This is a genomic window from Sphingomonas sp. GW821-FHT03E12, assembly GCF_059420685.1.
On record NZ_JBWKUF010000001.1, the window covers coordinates 113,030 to 128,258 of the forward strand.

Annotated in this window: 18 protein-coding genes, 1 tRNA gene and 1 pseudogene; 6 read left to right on the forward strand and 14 right to left on the reverse strand. The window is 66.9% G+C overall.

The features are described from left to right. Window positions 1–12: 12 nt before the first annotated feature. From AC07TU_RS00410 to AC07TU_RS00435, 6 genes are all read right to left on the reverse strand, one after another. Window positions 13–1,248 (reverse strand): nitrate/nitrite transporter, encoded by a 1,236-nt coding sequence (locus AC07TU_RS00410; protein WP_495185942.1) that lies wholly within the window; start codon window positions 1,246–1,248, stop codon window positions 13–15. A 259-nt stretch (window positions 1,249–1,507) separates the two neighbouring features. Further along, window positions 1,508–2,719, reverse strand: coding sequence for a CmpA/NrtA family ABC transporter substrate-binding protein (locus AC07TU_RS00415; protein ID WP_495185943.1), 1,212 nt, complete (start codon window positions 2,717–2,719; stop codon window positions 1,508–1,510). After that, window positions 2,716–3,297, reverse strand: a complete 582-nt coding sequence (locus AC07TU_RS00420; protein ID WP_495185944.1) for an ANTAR domain-containing response regulator — start codon at window positions 3,295–3,297, stop codon at window positions 2,716–2,718. The genes AC07TU_RS00415 and AC07TU_RS00420 overlap by 4 nt, the downstream gene beginning before the upstream one ends. Window positions 3,298–3,460: 163 nt before the next feature. Next, entirely contained in the window at window positions 3,461–4,045 is a 585-nt protein-coding gene (locus tag AC07TU_RS00425) for a DUF6118 family protein (RefSeq protein WP_495185945.1), read from the reverse strand. Window positions 4,046–4,054: 9 nt separating this feature from the next. Further along, window positions 4,055–4,630 carry a hypothetical protein gene (locus AC07TU_RS00430; RefSeq protein WP_495185946.1) on the reverse strand — a complete coding sequence of 192 codons (576 nt, stop codon included), beginning with the start codon at window positions 4,628–4,630 and terminating at the stop codon, window positions 4,055–4,057. Further along, a complete protein-coding gene (locus tag AC07TU_RS00435; RefSeq protein WP_495186896.1) occupies window positions 4,627–5,004 on the reverse strand; it encodes a hypothetical protein in 378 nt (125 codons plus the stop codon). The genes AC07TU_RS00430 and AC07TU_RS00435 overlap by 4 nt, the downstream gene beginning before the upstream one ends. On the opposite strand from AC07TU_RS00435, the pseudogene AC07TU_RS00440 reads away from it, so the two are divergent. Next, window positions 4,957–5,167: pseudogene (locus AC07TU_RS00440) on the forward strand (helix-turn-helix transcriptional regulator). The gene AC07TU_RS00435 and the pseudogene AC07TU_RS00440 sit on opposite strands and share 48 nt — an antisense overlap. 222 nt (window positions 5,168–5,389) lie before the next feature. Here AC07TU_RS00440 and AC07TU_RS00445 read toward each other — a convergent pair. The 4 genes from AC07TU_RS00445 to ypfJ form a co-directional block, all read right to left on the reverse strand. Continuing rightward, window positions 5,390–5,465, reverse strand: a tRNA-Ala gene (locus tag AC07TU_RS00445). Between the two features lie 106 nt (window positions 5,466–5,571). Continuing rightward, window positions 5,572–6,366, reverse strand: coding sequence for a hypothetical protein (locus AC07TU_RS00450; protein ID WP_495185947.1), 795 nt, complete (start codon window positions 6,364–6,366; stop codon window positions 5,572–5,574). A 2-nt stretch (window positions 6,367–6,368) separates the two neighbouring features. Next, a complete protein-coding gene (locus AC07TU_RS00455; RefSeq protein ID WP_495185948.1) occupies window positions 6,369–6,842 on the reverse strand; it encodes a GreA/GreB family elongation factor in 474 nt (157 codons plus the stop codon). A 16-nt stretch (window positions 6,843–6,858) separates the two neighbouring features. After that, window positions 6,859–7,770, reverse strand: coding sequence for a KPN_02809 family neutral zinc metallopeptidase (gene ypfJ, locus AC07TU_RS00460; protein WP_495185949.1), 912 nt, complete (start codon window positions 7,768–7,770; stop codon window positions 6,859–6,861). Between the two features lie 127 nt (window positions 7,771–7,897). Between ypfJ and AC07TU_RS00465 the strand changes: the two genes are divergently transcribed. The 4 genes from AC07TU_RS00465 (at window position 7,898) to AC07TU_RS00480 (ending at window position 11,845) form a co-directional block, all read left to right on the forward strand. After that, window positions 7,898–9,055 (forward strand): patatin-like phospholipase family protein, encoded by a 1,158-nt coding sequence (locus tag AC07TU_RS00465; protein WP_495185950.1) that lies wholly within the window; start codon window positions 7,898–7,900, stop codon window positions 9,053–9,055. A gap of 9 nt (window positions 9,056–9,064) precedes the next feature. Next, entirely contained in the window at window positions 9,065–9,850 is a 786-nt protein-coding gene (locus AC07TU_RS00470; protein ID WP_495185951.1) for a 3-hydroxybutyrate dehydrogenase, read from the forward strand. A 1-nt stretch (window position 9,851) separates the two neighbouring features. Beyond that, window positions 9,852–10,469, forward strand: a complete 618-nt coding sequence (locus AC07TU_RS00475; RefSeq protein ID WP_495185952.1) for a DUF4893 domain-containing protein — start codon at window positions 9,852–9,854, stop codon at window positions 10,467–10,469. A gap of 62 nt (window positions 10,470–10,531) precedes the next feature. After that, entirely contained in the window at window positions 10,532–11,845 is a 1,314-nt protein-coding gene (locus AC07TU_RS00480; RefSeq protein ID WP_495185953.1) for an amidohydrolase, read from the forward strand. A gap of 3 nt (window positions 11,846–11,848) precedes the next feature. Here AC07TU_RS00480 and AC07TU_RS00485 read toward each other — a convergent pair whose 3' ends face one another. Together AC07TU_RS00485 and AC07TU_RS00490 are read right to left on the reverse strand one after the other, a co-directional pair. After that, complete coding sequence (locus AC07TU_RS00485) at window positions 11,849–12,109, reverse strand: hypothetical protein (RefSeq protein ID WP_495185954.1); 261 nt, start codon at window positions 12,107–12,109, stop codon at window positions 11,849–11,851. A 126-nt stretch (window positions 12,110–12,235) separates the two neighbouring features. Beyond that, the gene (locus AC07TU_RS00490; RefSeq protein WP_495185955.1) at window positions 12,236–12,982 is read right to left on the reverse strand and encodes a Bax inhibitor-1/YccA family protein; all 747 of its coding nucleotides are present in this window, start codon (window positions 12,980–12,982) and stop codon (window positions 12,236–12,238) included. A 117-nt stretch (window positions 12,983–13,099) separates the two neighbouring features. On the opposite strand from AC07TU_RS00490, the gene thpR reads away from it, so the two are divergent. Further along, a complete protein-coding gene (gene thpR, locus AC07TU_RS00495) occupies window positions 13,100–13,642 on the forward strand; it encodes an RNA 2',3'-cyclic phosphodiesterase (RefSeq protein WP_495185956.1) in 543 nt (180 codons plus the stop codon). 9 nt (window positions 13,643–13,651) lie between these two features. Here the strand turns inward: thpR and AC07TU_RS00500 are convergent, their stop codons facing one another. Next, window positions 13,652–14,251, reverse strand: coding sequence for a superoxide dismutase family protein (locus AC07TU_RS00500; protein ID WP_495185957.1), 600 nt, complete (start codon window positions 14,249–14,251; stop codon window positions 13,652–13,654). 72 nt (window positions 14,252–14,323) lie between these two features. After that, the gene (locus tag AC07TU_RS00505) at window positions 14,324–15,220 is read right to left on the reverse strand and encodes a tyrosine recombinase XerC (protein WP_495185958.1); all 897 of its coding nucleotides are present in this window, start codon (window positions 15,218–15,220) and stop codon (window positions 14,324–14,326) included. Window positions 15,221–15,229 lie beyond the last annotated feature (9 nt).

Genomic DNA, 15,229 nt, shown 5'->3' on the forward strand with positions numbered 1-15,229 from the left:
ACGCCGCGCGCATCAGATCCGCACGCCTTCGGCGGCGGCCCAGGTCGCGCGCCACTTGCCCTTGACCAACATCAGCCCGATCAGCGCGGCCACCGCGAGCACCGCGAAGATCAGGAAGCCGCCGGCGAAGCTGCCCGTGAACTGCTTGGCGAGGCCGAGCGAGGAGGCGAGGTAGAAGCCGCCGACGCCGCCCGCCATGCCGACCAGGCCGGTCATCACGCCGATCTCCGCCGAGAAGCGCTGGGGCACGAGCTGGAACACCGCACCGTTACCGGTGCCGAGCACCAGCATCGCGAGGACGAAGAGCGTGAGCGCGGTGGCGAAATTCACGGCCATGCTGACGCCGACCAGCGCGAAGGCGGCGAGGATGAAGACCGCGGTCAGCGCCTTGACCCCGCCGATCGCATCGGCGAGCGCGCCGCCGAGCGGACGGATCAGCGATCCGGCGAAGACGCAGGCCGCGGTCGCGTAACCCGCCTGGATGGTGGTGAGGCCGAAGCGGTCGGTGAAGTAGATCGGCAGGCTGGCGGCGAGGCCGACAAACCCGCCGAACGTGACGGCGTAGAAGCCCATCAGCCACCAGCTGTCGGCGGCCTTGAGCGGCTGGAAATAATCCTTGAGCGACTTGGCGGGCGGGCGGTTCGGTGCGTCCTTCGCCATCACGACATAGACGATCAGGACGAGCGTGAGCGGGATGCAGGCGAGACCCAGCACCGCGTTCCATCCGAACAGCTTGGCGAGCACCGGAGCGAACAGCGCGGCGAGCACCGTGCCCGAATTGCCCATGCCGGCGAGGCCCATTGCCTTGCCCTGATGCTCGGGCGGATACCAGCGGCTGGCGAGCGGTAGCGCGATCGCGAAGCTGGCCCCGGCGAAGCCGAGGATCACGCCGAGCGCGAGCGTACCGGCAAAGCTGGTGACCCCTGCCATCCAGGCCGTGAACAGGCCGGCGATCACGATGATCTGGCTGATCGTACCCGAACGCTTGGGCCCGACGCGATCGACCAGCAGGCCGTTGACGACGCGCAGCAGCGCTCCGGCGAGCGTCGGCACCGCGACCATCAACCCCTTCTGAGCAGGGGTGAGCGCGAGCGTCTTGGCGATCTCGGGCGCGAGCGGTCCGAGGATGACCCAGACCATGAAGGCGAGGTCGAAATAGAGGAACGCCGCCATTAGCGTGGGCTTGTGCCCACTGGTCCAGAAATTCGACTTGGACGGCGCATTCGCGCCCATGAATGTGGTTGCCATCTTCGTGTCCCCATGCGTGCGATGGACAAGAAAAAAGCCGCCGGAACGGCGGCCCTTGACGGCGCGTTCCGGCGGCTTCGTTGCCTGTTTTCGGTTGATGGGGCTTGCGCCCCGGCCCGTCGCGATCCGGCTCCCCCCGTTGGAAGCCTAACCGCGTAATTCTGCCCCGGCGTCCTTGCCGAGTGAGGGAAAGCTGCCTGATTCGCCGGGCCGCGGCAAGCGCTTTCTTCGCAACTGCAATATTTTTAGGTGCGCCGCGTCATGGCAGCACCGCGAGATAACCCGGAATGTCTTCCGGGTCGAAGGCGCGGCCGTCGAAGAACCGGTCGGCACCAAGAACAAGGCGCCCCTGCACCGAGCCGGCGCCGATCGGCTCGTGCAGGCCGCCTTCCAGCTTGGAGCTGGCACCGGGGAGCGGCGCGCCCGAACCGGCCAGCGCCTCGCGATACAGATCGGGACGAAACACGCCCGCAGCCGTCGCAGCGTCGGCATCGGAATAGGGAACGACGTCCCACCGCGCCATCTGCGAATAGAGCCACGCCGCCTGGCTGCGCCAGGGGAAGTTGGCGGCCTCGCGATACTGGAACATGAAGTCCGGATAATGAACCGGCGGTCCTTCGGGGACGAGACGGATACGATCGGTGATCGCGCGCAGGATCGCATCGTGAGAGGCGTCGAGATAAGCGGAACGGGCGAGGATGGCCGCGCTCTGCTCGGCGGTGTCGGAGCGCACGAAATGCGCCGCGGCAGCGTGGAGTGCGCGGATCAGCCGCAGCACCGCGTCGCGCCGCTCGTCTGCAATCTCGCCGCGCAGCGCCAGCACCTTCTCCACACCGCGCCGCCAGATCTGCGCGGTGGCGAGCGCGATGCGGCCGACGCCGCGATCGACCGCGATCGAATTCCACGGCTCGCCGACGCAGATCCCGTCCACTTCGCCCGCCGCCAGCGCATCGGCGGCAAAGGGCGGGCTCGTGACGGTGATCTCGACATCCGCATCGGGGCGGATCCCGACCCCGGCGAGCCAGTAGCGCAGCATATAGTTGTGGCTTGAATAGCGATGGACCACGCCGAAGCGCAGCCGCCGGCCCCGGGCCGCGCGCGCCTGTGCCACCTGTTTGAGCGCGGCGCCGACCGCGACCGGATCGCCCAGTGTGTCACCCAGGCCGACCGCCCCGGCGAGCGCGGTCGAGAAGGTGATCGCGTTGCCGTTGAGTCCGAGCACGAACGGTACTGCCATCGGTACCGCCGGCCGGTCGCGCCCCAATGCCGTCGAGATCGCCAGCGGCGCCACCATATGGGCCGCGTCGGTATGGCCATAGAGCAGCCGGTCGCGCACCGTCGCCCAGGTCATGTCGCGAGTCAGTTCAAGCGACAGGCCTTCAGCCTCGGCAAAGCCCAGTTCGTGCGCGAGAATCGGAAGCGCCGCATCGACAAGGGGCAGGAAGCCGATGCGGAGAATCTCACGGGTCACGGCAGGTCTCCCATCAGCGTTTCGCTGGTGACAATCGCCTCGGCGATCTCGACGATCCGGCGGTTGGTCCGCATCGCCTGGCCGCGCAGCAGCGCATAGGCGGCGGGCTCGTCGATCCTGCGGCGCTTCATCAGGATCGCCTTGGCGCGATCGATACTCGCGCGTTCGGCAAGCGCGTTCCTCGCGTCGTCGAGTTCACGCTGGAGGCGGGAAAAGGCCTGGAACCGGCGCACTGCAAGGTCGAGCACCGGCTTGATCCGTTGCTTGGACAGCCCGTCGACGACATAGGCCGAAACGCCGGCGTCGATGGCGGCACCGGTCGCCTCGGCATCGCTCTGGTCGACGAACATCGCGATCGGGCGCGCGAGCGCGCGGGACATGGCGAAGAAGTCCTCGAGCACGTCGCGGCTGGGGTTTTCAAGATTGATCAGCACCACCTCGGGTCGCGCCGCTTCGATCTGAACGACGAGCGCGCCCATCGGATCGATGACGACGAGATCATCAAGCCCGGCCTCACGCAATCCGTCGGAGATGATCGCGGCGCGGGTAGAACTTGTGTCGATGATCGCGATCCGCATGGCGTGACCTTTATGCAATCGTCGCTTGGCCGGCTAGATCGCTCGATCATGGCCCTAGAATGTTGCCAGGTCTTCCGGAATACCATCCCGTCCGGCCCACGATGAACGAACGGCGGCTTTCGGGGTCACATGCATACCGACTTAACGACGGCTATAGGGGTGCTTACCTGCCGTGGGAGGCCGACTCTCGGCGCGCGGTCGAGATCATCCTCTCTCCGGCCTCACGTTGATCAAGCCCGATCGTCCGGGCAGCCATCCATTCCGGTACATGCCAGCTCGCCGGAAGGGATCTGGCAATGGCGCCCGGCAGAATAGTCATCAACAGCATCACTCCCGCCGCGGCACCGACACCGGTGGATATGAGCAAGCGGCGCTGTTGGTACGCAGCCCGGCCGTGATCGACCATCGTGCCGATCCGACCAATGGCTCGAAGCATCTCGTCACGAACTTCATGTATCTGCTTTTGGTCTGCCCCGCGCGCAGCCTCACTAGCCTTGACGATCTCGGCGGCCATCGCCGGTGGCGACAGGCTGATGGCGGGGCTGCGCTCGATCCGGCTGAGGCGTTCGTCGGCATTCTTCTGGACCGCGAGCATCTCGCTGAGCGTATCGCTATAGTCGGGGATGCGCTCGCGCGCGGCGGTCAGACCCTCGATCGCAGCGCGTATGAGACTGACAGCTCTACGCAGCTCCTCGAACGCAATGGCGGGATTATCTGCAGGGGCGGTTTGGATGGTTTCGTCGGTCATTGGGCGAGCCTAACGGCTCAATCCACGCCCGCGCGAGAGGCCGGGACTATTCAGGAGCTCATGAGAAAGTGAGGCCCCGCTGACCTTGCCGATTCCAAGGTCCTGCACCCGATTTCGCAGCAGCGACTCGAGCTGAGGATCGCGGTGTAGGCTTTTTGCCATGTCGGTGAGATTGCTCCTGACCCGGCCGCCAGCATCATAGTCGCCGCTGCGCTCATGAGCATGGAGACAGCGCACATTGTGCTGCCAGCCGGCGACGAACTGATCCGCACGCCGGGCACCGTCGATCCGCAGCTCGGCTTCCAACGCGATCGCGCGGATGGCGGCTGCGGTCTTGCCGTTCGCCGCCTGATCGATGAGCCCGTGATCCGCATTGAATGCGCTGCGCAGATCGCGCGTCGCATCCGGCCGGATCGCGTCGAGCTCCCTGCCCGCCTGGGCGAACGCGGCACGCTGGTGCGGAAGCTCCTCCATGCCGCGACCGCGCATGCGCAGGATGTCCGCGGCGGCTCGGGCGTAGCGTTCGACGGCCTTGTCGAGCGAAGTCGCCAGTGGCGCGGCTGCAGGTGCAGGTCCAAGCTTCAAGCCAGCGAACGGGTTGCGCGGCGGCGATGCCGCGACAGCGCGACATAAGCGGCATGGCGATCAAGCCCGAGCGTGCCGTTCTTCACGCCCAGACTGCGCTCGTTGCGCAGGAACATCACGTGGTCACCGGCCGCGAACGCCCGCTCGCCGCGCTCGGTCCGAACCGTAACATCCTCGCCTCGCTCCCCGCCTGAACGCAGCCGTTCGCGTGCCGCGATATTGAGCGCACGAACCTCGTCGTTGGTATGAGTCAGGATGATTCGGGTGGCGCGCGGCGAGGCGCGGCAATCTCGATCCCAACACTCGATCAGCTCGCCTCTCGCCTGATCGCGCGTATCGGCTGCGTAGATGTGCCCACGTTCCTCATACGCCACGATCGCTTCTGCCGTTCGACCATGTATCGGAAGATGGAGAACGGCACCTTCCCACGGAACGTTCAGATCAGCACACGCTGCGCAGGCTGGCGCGAGTCAGCGAGTCAGCGCCTGGCTACGCAACCCGATGTTCTACAGCGTGGACGATCTAGAAAGCCGCTGAAGGCCGGCTCTATCAATGAAGCCCCTTCCACGATCATTCTGACGACGACGTGCTCGGAATTCGCGCTCGCGCCGAAATTGGAATGTCGGCTGCTAGGTCGCGGCATGGATCGCCGAGTCTCGATCTATCCCAAAACAGCCTAAGGCTCTGAGGGACGAGTATGGGGGACCGATCCGCACAGCCCCCGTTAGGGGCTGATATTCAACGCATTTTTTGCTTGAATGGTGGAGCTGAGGGGAATCGAACCCCTGACCTCTGCAGTGCGATTGCAGCGCTCTCCCATCTGAGCTACAGCCCCGCTCCACCCCGGCATTGCCGGAAGGCGGCCGCTCTAGCTTCACTCCTGCGCCGATGCAACGGCCCTTGTGCGCTTTTTGCGGCGCTCGTCGCGGCCAGCGTGCCGCTCAGCTTTCCGTGTAGCGGAGCAGCAGCCAGTCACGGCCCGTGAGCAGCTCCGCAAACTCCCCGGGCGCGGCTTGCGGCGTGTCCGCATAGAGGCCGCACAGCGCCGCAGCGAGGCGCTGCGCCTCTTCTTCGGACAGCGGCAATTCGCGCCGGAATGCCAGGAAGCGCGAGCCGATCCCGAACAGGTCGAGACCATATTCGGCCTCCAGATGCCGGGCCAGCGCATGGTTCTGGAACGGGCTCAGGTCACCGTCGAAATAGCCGTTGGGGAAGGCCGCAATTGCGTCCGCAGCAGATGCGACCGGGACGAACTGGAAGATCACTTCCCGTTCCTGCGCGATGCGCAGAACCGCATCGGGATCACGGTTGATCGTGATCGCGTCATTGGCGTCGCCAGACGTCTCCCAGAGGAGCAGATCACGGACGGCTTCAAGCTCGACCGGCTCGCGCAACAGATTGGCGAGACGGATGGGGAAATCCGCCGGCGTACTGAGATATCCGGGATGCGGAGGAAGGTTATCCGCGGAATCATCCGCCACGACATCATCGAGCCGATGCGCTTCCGTGCCATGGCCAGACGTGTAGGCAGCCTGCCCCAGATCATCGAGCGAGGCCAGCACGCGCTGGTCGGGCCGTTCGGCCTGCAGGCGGGCATGCAGGACCCGTAGTGCGGCGAACGACGGCAGATTGTGCGCGGTCACCCCGTCGCAGAGGATCGTGTTGAAGAGGCGGGGCGGGGTCTCCGCAAAGGGAACCAGCGCCACCGGTTTGGGCCGGCGCTGCCAGCCGAACATGCTTAGCCGTCCCCCGGGATCGCCTGGGTGGAGATCACCGCGATCGCCTCAGCGCGGCCGTTGAAATCGACACGCTCGTCCGGCTCCGCCCCCAGCATCGCGGCCGCGAGCGGCGCCTGGAAGGCGATGCGGTCCGACGCCGGATCGGCCTCGTCCGCGCCGACGATGTCGATCTGCCGCTCACGCCCGTTCAGGCGGAAGCGCACGCGTGACCCGATCGCGACGGTATCCATACCCGGCACCGGCGCCAGTTCGGCTGTGGTCTGGCGCGTATGCCAGTAGCGCAGATCACGGCGCAGCACCGCGCGCGCCTCATCCTCGGCCGCGACCGCGATTGCCGCCTCCAGTTCGGCAACGCGCGCGTCGATCAGCGCCAGACCGCGCGCGGTCACCAGATTGGGGCCGGCGGGGATCGGCAGCTCGAAACGGGGTTCCTTGTGCTCCTCGTCGCTCTCCCGGCGAAACGCGACACTCATGACGATCGATGCCGCATCAGATCGCGCCGCTGAACGTGTCGCATTGCTGCAGCCAGTTGGTGTCGGTGCTTGCCAGCCCGCGCCGCAGCCATTCCATGCGCTGCGCCGAAGTACCATGGGTGAAGCTTTCCGGCACCACCGTGCCCTGCGCCTGACGCTGGAGCGTATCGTCGCCGATCGCATTGGCGGCGCGCATCCCTTCCTCGATATCGCCCGCCTCGAGCCGGTCCTTGTTCCGCGCGGCCCAGACGCCGGCATAGCAATCGGCCTGCAGCTCGACGCGCACCGACATGGCATTGCCCTGCGCGCGGTTCATCCGCGCCTGCGCCGCCCGCACCTTTTCCATCGTCCCGGTGATGTTCTGGATATGGTGCCCCACCTCATGTGCGATCACGTAGTTCTGGGCGAAATCACCCGCCGCGCCGAAACGGGTCGCGAGCTCGCGGAAGAAGCTGGTGTCGAGATACACGCCCTGATCCGCCGGGCAGTAGAACGGCCCCGCCGCGGACGAGGCATTGCCGCAGCCCGACTGCACACCGCGCTGGTAGAAGCTCAGCACCGGCGGCTGGTAGCGCGCGCCCTCGGCAGCGAAGAGCGGGGCCCAGGTCTGCTCGGTGCTGCGCATCACCCGGCACGCTTGGAGTTCCTCAGGCGTGTCGCACGGCTTGTTCTGGCCCGCCTGTTGCTGCTGGCCCGGACCGGTCGGGGCAACGCCTTCGGTGAGCAGGCCGCCACCGCCGCCGACCGCCATGAACAGCGCCACGCCGATACCGATCAGCGCGATGGTGCCGCAGCCCAGCCTGCTCCCGAGCAGCATCGGCAGCAGGCCGAGCAGGATATTGCCCCCGCCCCCGCCAAAGCCGCCCCCGCCGCCGCCCTGTCCCAGGTCGCGGACATTTTCGCTGGGATCGAGATCGTCGAGCCGCATGGCGGGCACCCCTGTTGTTTCCTGCACGCGACAATGCCCCAGCTTGCCGCACGTTGCACGCCGATTTGCGCATTATGCATCCATTCGCGCATTGCCCTTCGCGCTGCAGCGCGGCATGACCTGCGCTATGGCCGATGCCGAACCAAGCAGAGCCGGACGCAGATCGAAGGGCGAGCGCCCGCTCCCCCTGCCCGATTGCGTGGCGCTGGTGCTTCAGGGCGGCGGCGCGCTGGGCAGCTATCAGGCCGGGGTGATCGAGGAACTGGCCGAGGCCGAGATCGAGATCGACTGGGTCGCGGGCATCTCGATCGGCGCGGTCAACGCCGCCATCGTCGCGGGCAACCCGCCCGAGCGCCGGGTCGAACGGCTCACCGCCTTCTGGGAGAAGGTGACAAGCGCGCTGCCGAGCTTCCCGATCTTCCCGCAGGACGAGATTCGCGAAGCGGTGCACGAATGGTCCGCAGCGATGGTGCTGGCGCAGGGCGTGCCCGGATTTTTCCGCCCGCATTGGATCCCGCCGCTCTTCTCGCCACCGGGCAGTTGCGACGCGCTGAGCTTCTATGACAGCGAACCGCTGGCGGCGACGCTCGATTCGCTGATCGACTGGGATCTGCTCAACAGCGGCGCGGTGCGCCTGTCGGTCGGTGCGGTCGAGATCGAGAGCGGCAATTTCCGCTATTTCGACACGACGCAGGAGCGGATCGACGCGCGGCACATCATGGCGTCGGGCGCGCTGCCGCCGGGGCTTCCCCCGGTGGAGATCGACGGCAAATATTACTGGGACGGCGGGCTCGTCTCCAACACGCCGCTGACCCATGTGCTCGATCACCAGACCTGCCCGATGCTGGTCTTCCAGGTCGACCTCTTCTCGTCCGTCGCGGTGATGCCGCGCACGATCACCGACGTGATGGCGCGCGAGAAGGAAATCCGCTTCTCGAGCCGAACGCGCCAGGTTTCCGCCGAACGGATGCGGCTGCGGCAGGAGCGCGAGGCGATTCGCAAGGTACTGGCGAAGCTGCCGCCCGAGCTGCACAACGACCCCGATGTCGTGGCGTTGCGCGAGGCGGCGGACGAGAAGCCGGTGAGCCTGGTCCACCTCATTTTCCGTGCCAATGCCTGGGAAGGCGGCAGCCGCGACTTCGAATTCTCCGCGCGGTCGATGCGCGAGCATTGGGAATCGGGCCGCCTCTCGGTCAAGGAGACGATGGCGAATGCGCGCCTCGTCGCCAGCAACATCATTGACGGGCGCACCGCCGCGTTCGATCTGACGCCCAAGCGAAGCTAGGAGTATCCCATGTTCCTTTCCGGCAAATCCGCCATCATCACCGGCTCGACCTCGGGCATCGGCCTTGCCATCGCCAAAGCACTCGCCGCCGAGGGCGCGAGCGTGATGATCAACGGCTTCGGCGACGCCGCTGCGATCGAGACCGAGCGCACCGGCCTTGAGGCACTGAGCGGGGCGAAGGCGCTGTACGACGGCGCGGACATGTCCAAGCCCGACGCGATCTATGCGATGGTCGAGCGCTGCCATGCCGAGCTGGGCGGGCCCGACATCATCGTCAACAATGCCGGCATCCAGCATGTCGCGGCGATCGAGGATTTCCCGCCCGAGAAATGGGACGCGATCATCGCAATCAACCTGTCCAGCGCCTGGCACATGATGCGCGCCGCTGTGCCGCACATGAAGGCCGCGCAATGGGGCCGGATCATCAACACCGCCTCCGCGCACAGCCTGGTCGCGAGCCCCAACAAATCGGCCTATGTCGCCGCCAAACACGGCATTGCGGGCCTGACCAAGACGATCGCGCTGGAAACCGCGACCGATGGGATCACGGTGAACTGCATCTCGCCCGGCTATGTCTGGACGCCTCTGGTCGAGAACCAGATCCCCGACACGATGAAGGCGCGGAACATGACGCGCGAGCAGGTGATGAACGACGTCCTGCTCGCCGCGCAGCCGACCAAGAAGTTCGTCCAGCCCGAGCAGATCGCCGCGCTGCTGGTCTTCCTCTGCCGCGATGAGGCGAGCGCGATCACCGGCGCGAACTACACGATGGACGGCGGCTGGACGGCGGCCTGAGATGCGTATCGCCGCCGCAGCCCTGATCGCCCCCATTCTTCTGGCTGCCTGTACCAAGGACGGCAACCTCCAGCTCGTCAAGGAAGCACCCGAGACGCGCTGGCGGATGATCACCACCGATCAGGACCGCGAACGGCTGCGCAACTGGCGCAAGGCATGGGTTGCGGCATTGCCCGAGGCCCGCAAGGCCGACGCAGCGGCGGTCGCCGAACAGGGACCGCTGTTCGATCCGGACCGGGCGCTGGACCGTGCGATGCCGCCGCCGGGCGACTATAAGTGCCGCACCTTCAAGCTCGGCGGTCAGCGCCCGGACATGCGCAGCTTCACCGCCTTTCCCTGGTTCAGCTGCCGCGTCGGCCAGGGCGATCTGCCGAGCTTCGCCAAGCTGGACGGGACGCAGCGCCCGATGGGCAAGATCTACGCCGAGAGCGATACGCGCGTGATCTTCCTCGGCGCGCTCGAGCTGGGCGACGAGACCATCCCGCTCAGCTATGGGCAGGACAGGAAGCGCGACATGGCGGGCTATATCGAGCGCGTCGGCGCTGATCGCTGGCGGCTGGTGCTGCCCTGGCCGGCGTTCGAATCGCAGATCGACGTGATCGAGCTGGTCCCCGCCTGAACGACGCTCTTACCCGCGATTGGACATTGCGCCGCTGTTGCGCCCCCTTAGGCTAGGATCCCATGAAGCACCTCCTCATTGCCGCGGCGAGCAGCCTCGCCTTCGCCCTTCCCGCTGCCGCCGATCCCGTCCGCGATGCCACCGTCAAGGAGCTGCCGTCGCTGATGACGCTCTACAAGGAGCTGCACGCCGCGCCCGAGCTCAGCCAGCATGAGGTCAAGACTGCCGCACGGATGGCGGCCGAGGCGCGCAAGGCCGGCTTCACCGTGACCGAGAAGGTCGGCGGCACCGGTGTGGTTGCGGTGATGAAGAATGGCGACGGGCCGACGATCCTGATCCGCGCCGATATGGACGGGCTTCCGGTGACCGAGGAAACCGGCCTGCCCTTCGCGTCCAAGGTGCGCGGCAAGACGCCGGAAGGTGTCGACACCGGCATCATGCATGCCTGCGCGCACGACACGCACATGACCGCCTGGGTCGGCACGCTGCGCAACCTCGCCGCGATGAAGGACAAGTGGAAGGGCACGCTGGTGATGGTCGCCCAGCCCGCGGAGGAGAACAGCGCGGGCGCAATCGCGATGCTCAATGACGGGCTCTATGCGCGCTTCGGCAAGCCGAGCCACGCCATCGCGTTCCACAACAGTGCGGCACTGCCCGCAGGAACGATCGGCATCCGCTCCGGCCCGACCTTTGCCAGCGTCGATTCGGTCGACATCGTGGTGAAGGGCGTGGGCGGGCACGGCGCCTATCCCGCGACGACCAAGGATCCGATCGTGCTGGGCGCGCGCATCGTCGGCGCGCTGCAGACGCTGGTGAGCCGCGAGGTCGATCCGCTCGATTCGGCGGTAGTGACGGTGGGCAGTTTCCAGGGCGGGACGCGGCACAACATCATTCCCGAGCAGGCGCTGCTGCTGCTCACCGTGCGCGCCTATACGCCCGAAGTGCGCAAGCAGCTGCTCGACGGCATCGCGCGGATCACCAAGGGCGAGGCGATCGCCGCGGGCGTGCCAGAGGAGCGGATGCCGGTCGTCACGATCCGCGAGAATTTCACGCCGCCGACGGTCAGCACCGATCCGTTTGCGGGCCAGCTCAAGACGCTGTTCACCGCGCGCTTCGGCAAGGATCGGGTGAGCGACATCGCACCGACGATGGCGGGCGAGGATTTCGGCCGCTACCACATCGCCGATCCGTCGATCCAGAGCGTGATCTACTGGGTCGGCGGCGTGCCGCAGGACAAATGGGATGCGGCGAAGGCGTCGGGGGGCAAGGGTCTGCCTTCGCTCCACAGCTCCAAATGGGCGCCGGATGCGGAGAAGGTGATCGGCACCGCGGCGGAAGCAATGACCGCCGCGGCACTCGACCTCCTCCAGCCCTAGAGCCTATTCGGCCTCCGCCTTCCGGCGGCGCTGCTCGGCCAGCTTGCGCTCCTTCGCCTCGTCATAGCCCGACGAAGGCGGCGGCTCGTGCGAATGCACCGGTTGCGTCGTTGCGGGCGGATCCGACGCGTCCATCGATTCGTCGAGCGCGCGGTCGAGCCGCGCCTGTTTGCTTTCGGGGTTCTTCTCCAGCCGCTCCTCAATCGAGGCGTCGGTGCCGGCGTCGCCGGGTTTCACGGGCTTCCGGTCGGCATCGTCGTTCATGATCCAACTCCTGTCTGTCGGCATCAAGAACGCGCGGGCGGAAACCGGGGTTCCTGTGCGGTTCCTACAACGAAAAAGGCCCGGCCATTGCTGGCCGGGCCTCGATCTTCATTCCATCCGAAGCGATCAGTCGCGCGAGCTGCCGATGATGCTGAGCAGGAACTGGAACATGTTGATGAAGTCGAGATAGAGCGACAGCGCGCTCATGATCACAACCTTGCCCACCATGTCGGTGCCCGCGACATAGGCGTACATGCTCTTGATACGCTGCGTGTCATAGGCGGTGAGGCCCGCGAAGATCAGCACGCCCGCGTAGCTGATGATCAGCGACATCGTGTCCGACTTGGTGAAGATGTTGATGATGCTCGCCACGATCAGGCCGATCAGGCCGACGGTCAGGAAGCTGCCGAGACCCGACAGATCCCGCTTCGTGGTGTAGCCATAGAGGCTGAGGCCAGCGAAGCCCGCCGCCGTCGCGAAGAAGGCCTGCGCGACCGAGGCGCCGGTGTAGCGCAGCAGCAGCGTCGAGAGCGACAGGCCCATCAGGACCGCGAAGCCCCAGAACAGCGCCTGCAGCGTGCCGGTGGACATCTTGTTCTGGCCGAAGCTCATCGCGAACACGATGGCGAGCGGCGAGAGGATGATCAGCCAAGCGAGCGGGCCGCCATTGGCGAACACCGAATAGGCCATCGAGGTCTCGCCGCCCCATGCGAAGAGCAGGGCAACGACGCCGCTGAGCAGCACGCCCGACGCCATATAGTTGTAGACCGAAAGCATGTAGGACCGCAGCCCCGCATCGTACGCAGCATCCCGCGTACCTGCGGCCGTCGCGTACGGCGCGGCGGTCGTGTGGGGGTCAGACCAATTAGCCATCTCAAACTCCTTTGCCCGGCGCATCTCGCCGGATGTGACCGAATATCATGGTTTGGCGCTCTGTTTTCAAGGAAAACCGGCATCGCGCGCCCTGATGGAAAGGGTTAAGACGGCCCTATGCACCGCCTGTTCGTTGCGCTGCGCCCACCAAAGGCGATCCGCGAGCGCCTGCTCGGCCTGATGGGCGGCGTGCCCGGCGCGCGCTGGCAGGACGACGGCCAGCTTCATCTGACATTGCGCTACATCGGCGAGGTGGAGCCGCACGCAGCCGAGGATATCGCGACCGCACTGGGATCGGTGCACCATGCTCCAGTCGAATTGCGGCTCGACGGATGCGGCGTGTTCGACGACAGCCGCGGGAGGCCCAATGCGGTCTGGGCCGGAGTCTCGCCGCGCGAGCCGCTCGCCGCACTTCACCGCAAAGTCGATGCTGCGATCGTGCGCGCGGGGCTGGAGCCCGAACGGCGCGCCTACCTGCCCCATATCACGCTGGCACGGATGTCGGGATCGGCCGGGCCGGTCGATCGCTGGCTTGCCGAGCATGCCGCACTCGCCAGCGAGCCCTTCGCGATCGATGCGATGCTTCTCTACGAAAGCCGCCTCGGCCACGGCGGCGCGAGCTACGAGCCGGTCGCGCGCTATCCGCTGACCGGCTCGTAGCAAACGGGCTTAATTCGCCGCGAAGACGCCGCAGGCGACGCGATCGCCGCTATTGCCCGACGGATCGGTCTTCTGATCGTCCGGCCCCGCATGCACCACAAAGGCCGAGCCATCGGCGTCCAGCAGCTGCGCGAGCGTGCCCGACTTGAGGACGAAGGTGAGCGTGCCGGTGCCGTCGTCGGCAACGGTCAGGTTCGGCATGTCGCCGGCATGGGCGCCGTCGGGCGCCTCGAGGCCATGCTTGGCATTGCCCGGGTTCCAGTGACCGCCCGCACTGGCAAAGGCCGGGCCTTCGCACTTCCCGGTCATGTGGACGTGCACGCCGTGCTGGCCGGGGCTGATGCCCGTGACCGAAACCGAGACGCTGAGCCCCTCGGGCGTCACGCTGGCGATCGCGCTGCCCGCGGCGGTGCCGTCGGCCTTCTTCAGCGCTGCGGTCGCGGTTTCCGCCACTTCTGAACCATTGTCGAGCGGAAGCGCCTCGCCTTCATTCTCGATCGGCATCGCGGCGTTGACCGGCTCGCCGGTGTTCGCGGGCGGGGTGGTCACGCTGCCGCACGCGGTGGTCGCAAACGCCAGCGCGGCAATCGCGCAGCCATATCGGATCATTCGAGGTCTCCTGTTACAAACCGAACAAATGCAATGGCCGGGACGCCATGAGGTTCCCCGGCCTGGTGATCTTCACGCCCGGGGATGGGCGTTGCGATAGACGTCTAGCAAATGCGCCGCATCGACCGCGGTGTAGATCTGCGTCGAACTGAGACTCGCATGGCCGAGCAGCTCCTGCAAGGCACGAAGATCGGCGCCACGCCCGAGAAGATGGGTCGCGAAACTGTGGCGCAGCGCATGGGGCGTCGTACGTGGCGGCAGGCCCAGCCTGGTCCGCGCCGCCCGAACCGAGCGGCGAATGATCGCGGGCGAGAGCGGCCCGCCGCGCGCACCGCGGAACAGCGCCTCCCCCGGCGCAGTGCCATAGGGCGAACGGCGGACATAGTCCTCCACCGCGTCGCGCACCTGCGGGAGCAACGGGACGATCCGCGTCTTGCCGCGCTTGCCGGTCACGCGCATCGCCTCACCCAGCGGGAGCACAGCGCCGGTCAGCCCCATCGCCTCACCGATGCGCAGCCCCGCGCCGTAGAGGAGGAGAAGCACCGCCAGATCGCGCGCGGCAATCCAGGGTTCACGCGCATCGTCGGCGACTTCCTCGGCCAGCGCCAGCGCCTCGTCCGGGGAAACCGGGCGCGGGAGCCCCTTCTTGACCCGCGGGCCGCGCAGCCGGGGGATGTCCGTGCCGTCCCCGCCACCCGCAAATTTGAGGAAGGCGCGCACTGCCGAGAGCTCACGCGCGGCGGACGCATTGGACAGGCCGTCGGCGCGCCGGTGCGCGAGAAACGCGCGCAGATCCGCGGCGCTTGCCCGGGCGAGCGCCTCGCGCGTCGCCGCCTCGCCCCAATGTCCGCCCAGGAACACGACGAGCCGGACCGCAGTCGCCTCATAGGCGCGAACCGTATGCGCCGAGCGCCGCCGGTCGCGCGCAAGATGCGCGGCGAACAACAGGGGCAGCGGGCGTTCGTCCATGGACGTGAC

What these genes read in the sequence shown, in the direction of transcription:
- AC07TU_RS00410 (WP_495185942.1), bottom strand. Translation starts at nt 1,248, where the DNA reads ATGGCAACCACATTCATGGGCGCGAATGCGCCGTCCAAGTCGAATTTC.
- AC07TU_RS00420 (WP_495185944.1), bottom strand. Translation starts at nt 3,297, where the DNA reads ATGCGGATCGCGATCATCGACACAAGTTCTACCCGCGCCGCGATCATC.
- AC07TU_RS00425 (WP_495185945.1), bottom strand. Translation starts at nt 4,045, where the DNA reads ATGACCGACGAAACCATCCAAACCGCCCCTGCAGATAATCCCGCCATT.
- AC07TU_RS00450 (WP_495185947.1), bottom strand. Translation starts at nt 6,366, where the DNA reads ATGTTCGGCTGGCAGCGCCGGCCCAAACCGGTGGCGCTGGTTCCCTTT.
- AC07TU_RS00455 (WP_495185948.1), bottom strand. Translation starts at nt 6,842, where the DNA reads ATGAGTGTCGCGTTTCGCCGGGAGAGCGACGAGGAGCACAAGGAACCC.
- ypfJ (WP_495185949.1), bottom strand. Translation starts at nt 7,770, where the DNA reads ATGCGGCTCGACGATCTCGATCCCAGCGAAAATGTCCGCGACCTGGGA.
- AC07TU_RS00465 (WP_495185950.1), top strand. Translation starts at nt 7,898, where the DNA reads ATGGCCGATGCCGAACCAAGCAGAGCCGGACGCAGATCGAAGGGCGAG.
- AC07TU_RS00470 (WP_495185951.1), top strand. Translation starts at nt 9,065, where the DNA reads ATGTTCCTTTCCGGCAAATCCGCCATCATCACCGGCTCGACCTCGGGC.
- AC07TU_RS00475 (WP_495185952.1), top strand. Translation starts at nt 9,852, where the DNA reads ATGCGTATCGCCGCCGCAGCCCTGATCGCCCCCATTCTTCTGGCTGCC.
- AC07TU_RS00480 (WP_495185953.1), top strand. Translation starts at nt 10,532, where the DNA reads ATGAAGCACCTCCTCATTGCCGCGGCGAGCAGCCTCGCCTTCGCCCTT.
- AC07TU_RS00485 (WP_495185954.1), bottom strand. Translation starts at nt 12,109, where the DNA reads ATGAACGACGATGCCGACCGGAAGCCCGTGAAACCCGGCGACGCCGGC.
- AC07TU_RS00490 (WP_495185955.1), bottom strand. Translation starts at nt 12,982, where the DNA reads ATGGCTAATTGGTCTGACCCCCACACGACCGCCGCGCCGTACGCGACG.
- thpR (WP_495185956.1), top strand. Translation starts at nt 13,100, where the DNA reads ATGCACCGCCTGTTCGTTGCGCTGCGCCCACCAAAGGCGATCCGCGAG.
- AC07TU_RS00500 (WP_495185957.1), bottom strand. Translation starts at nt 14,251, where the DNA reads ATGATCCGATATGGCTGCGCGATTGCCGCGCTGGCGTTTGCGACCACC.
- AC07TU_RS00505 (WP_495185958.1), bottom strand. Translation starts at nt 15,220, where the DNA reads ATGGACGAACGCCCGCTGCCCCTGTTGTTCGCCGCGCATCTTGCGCGC.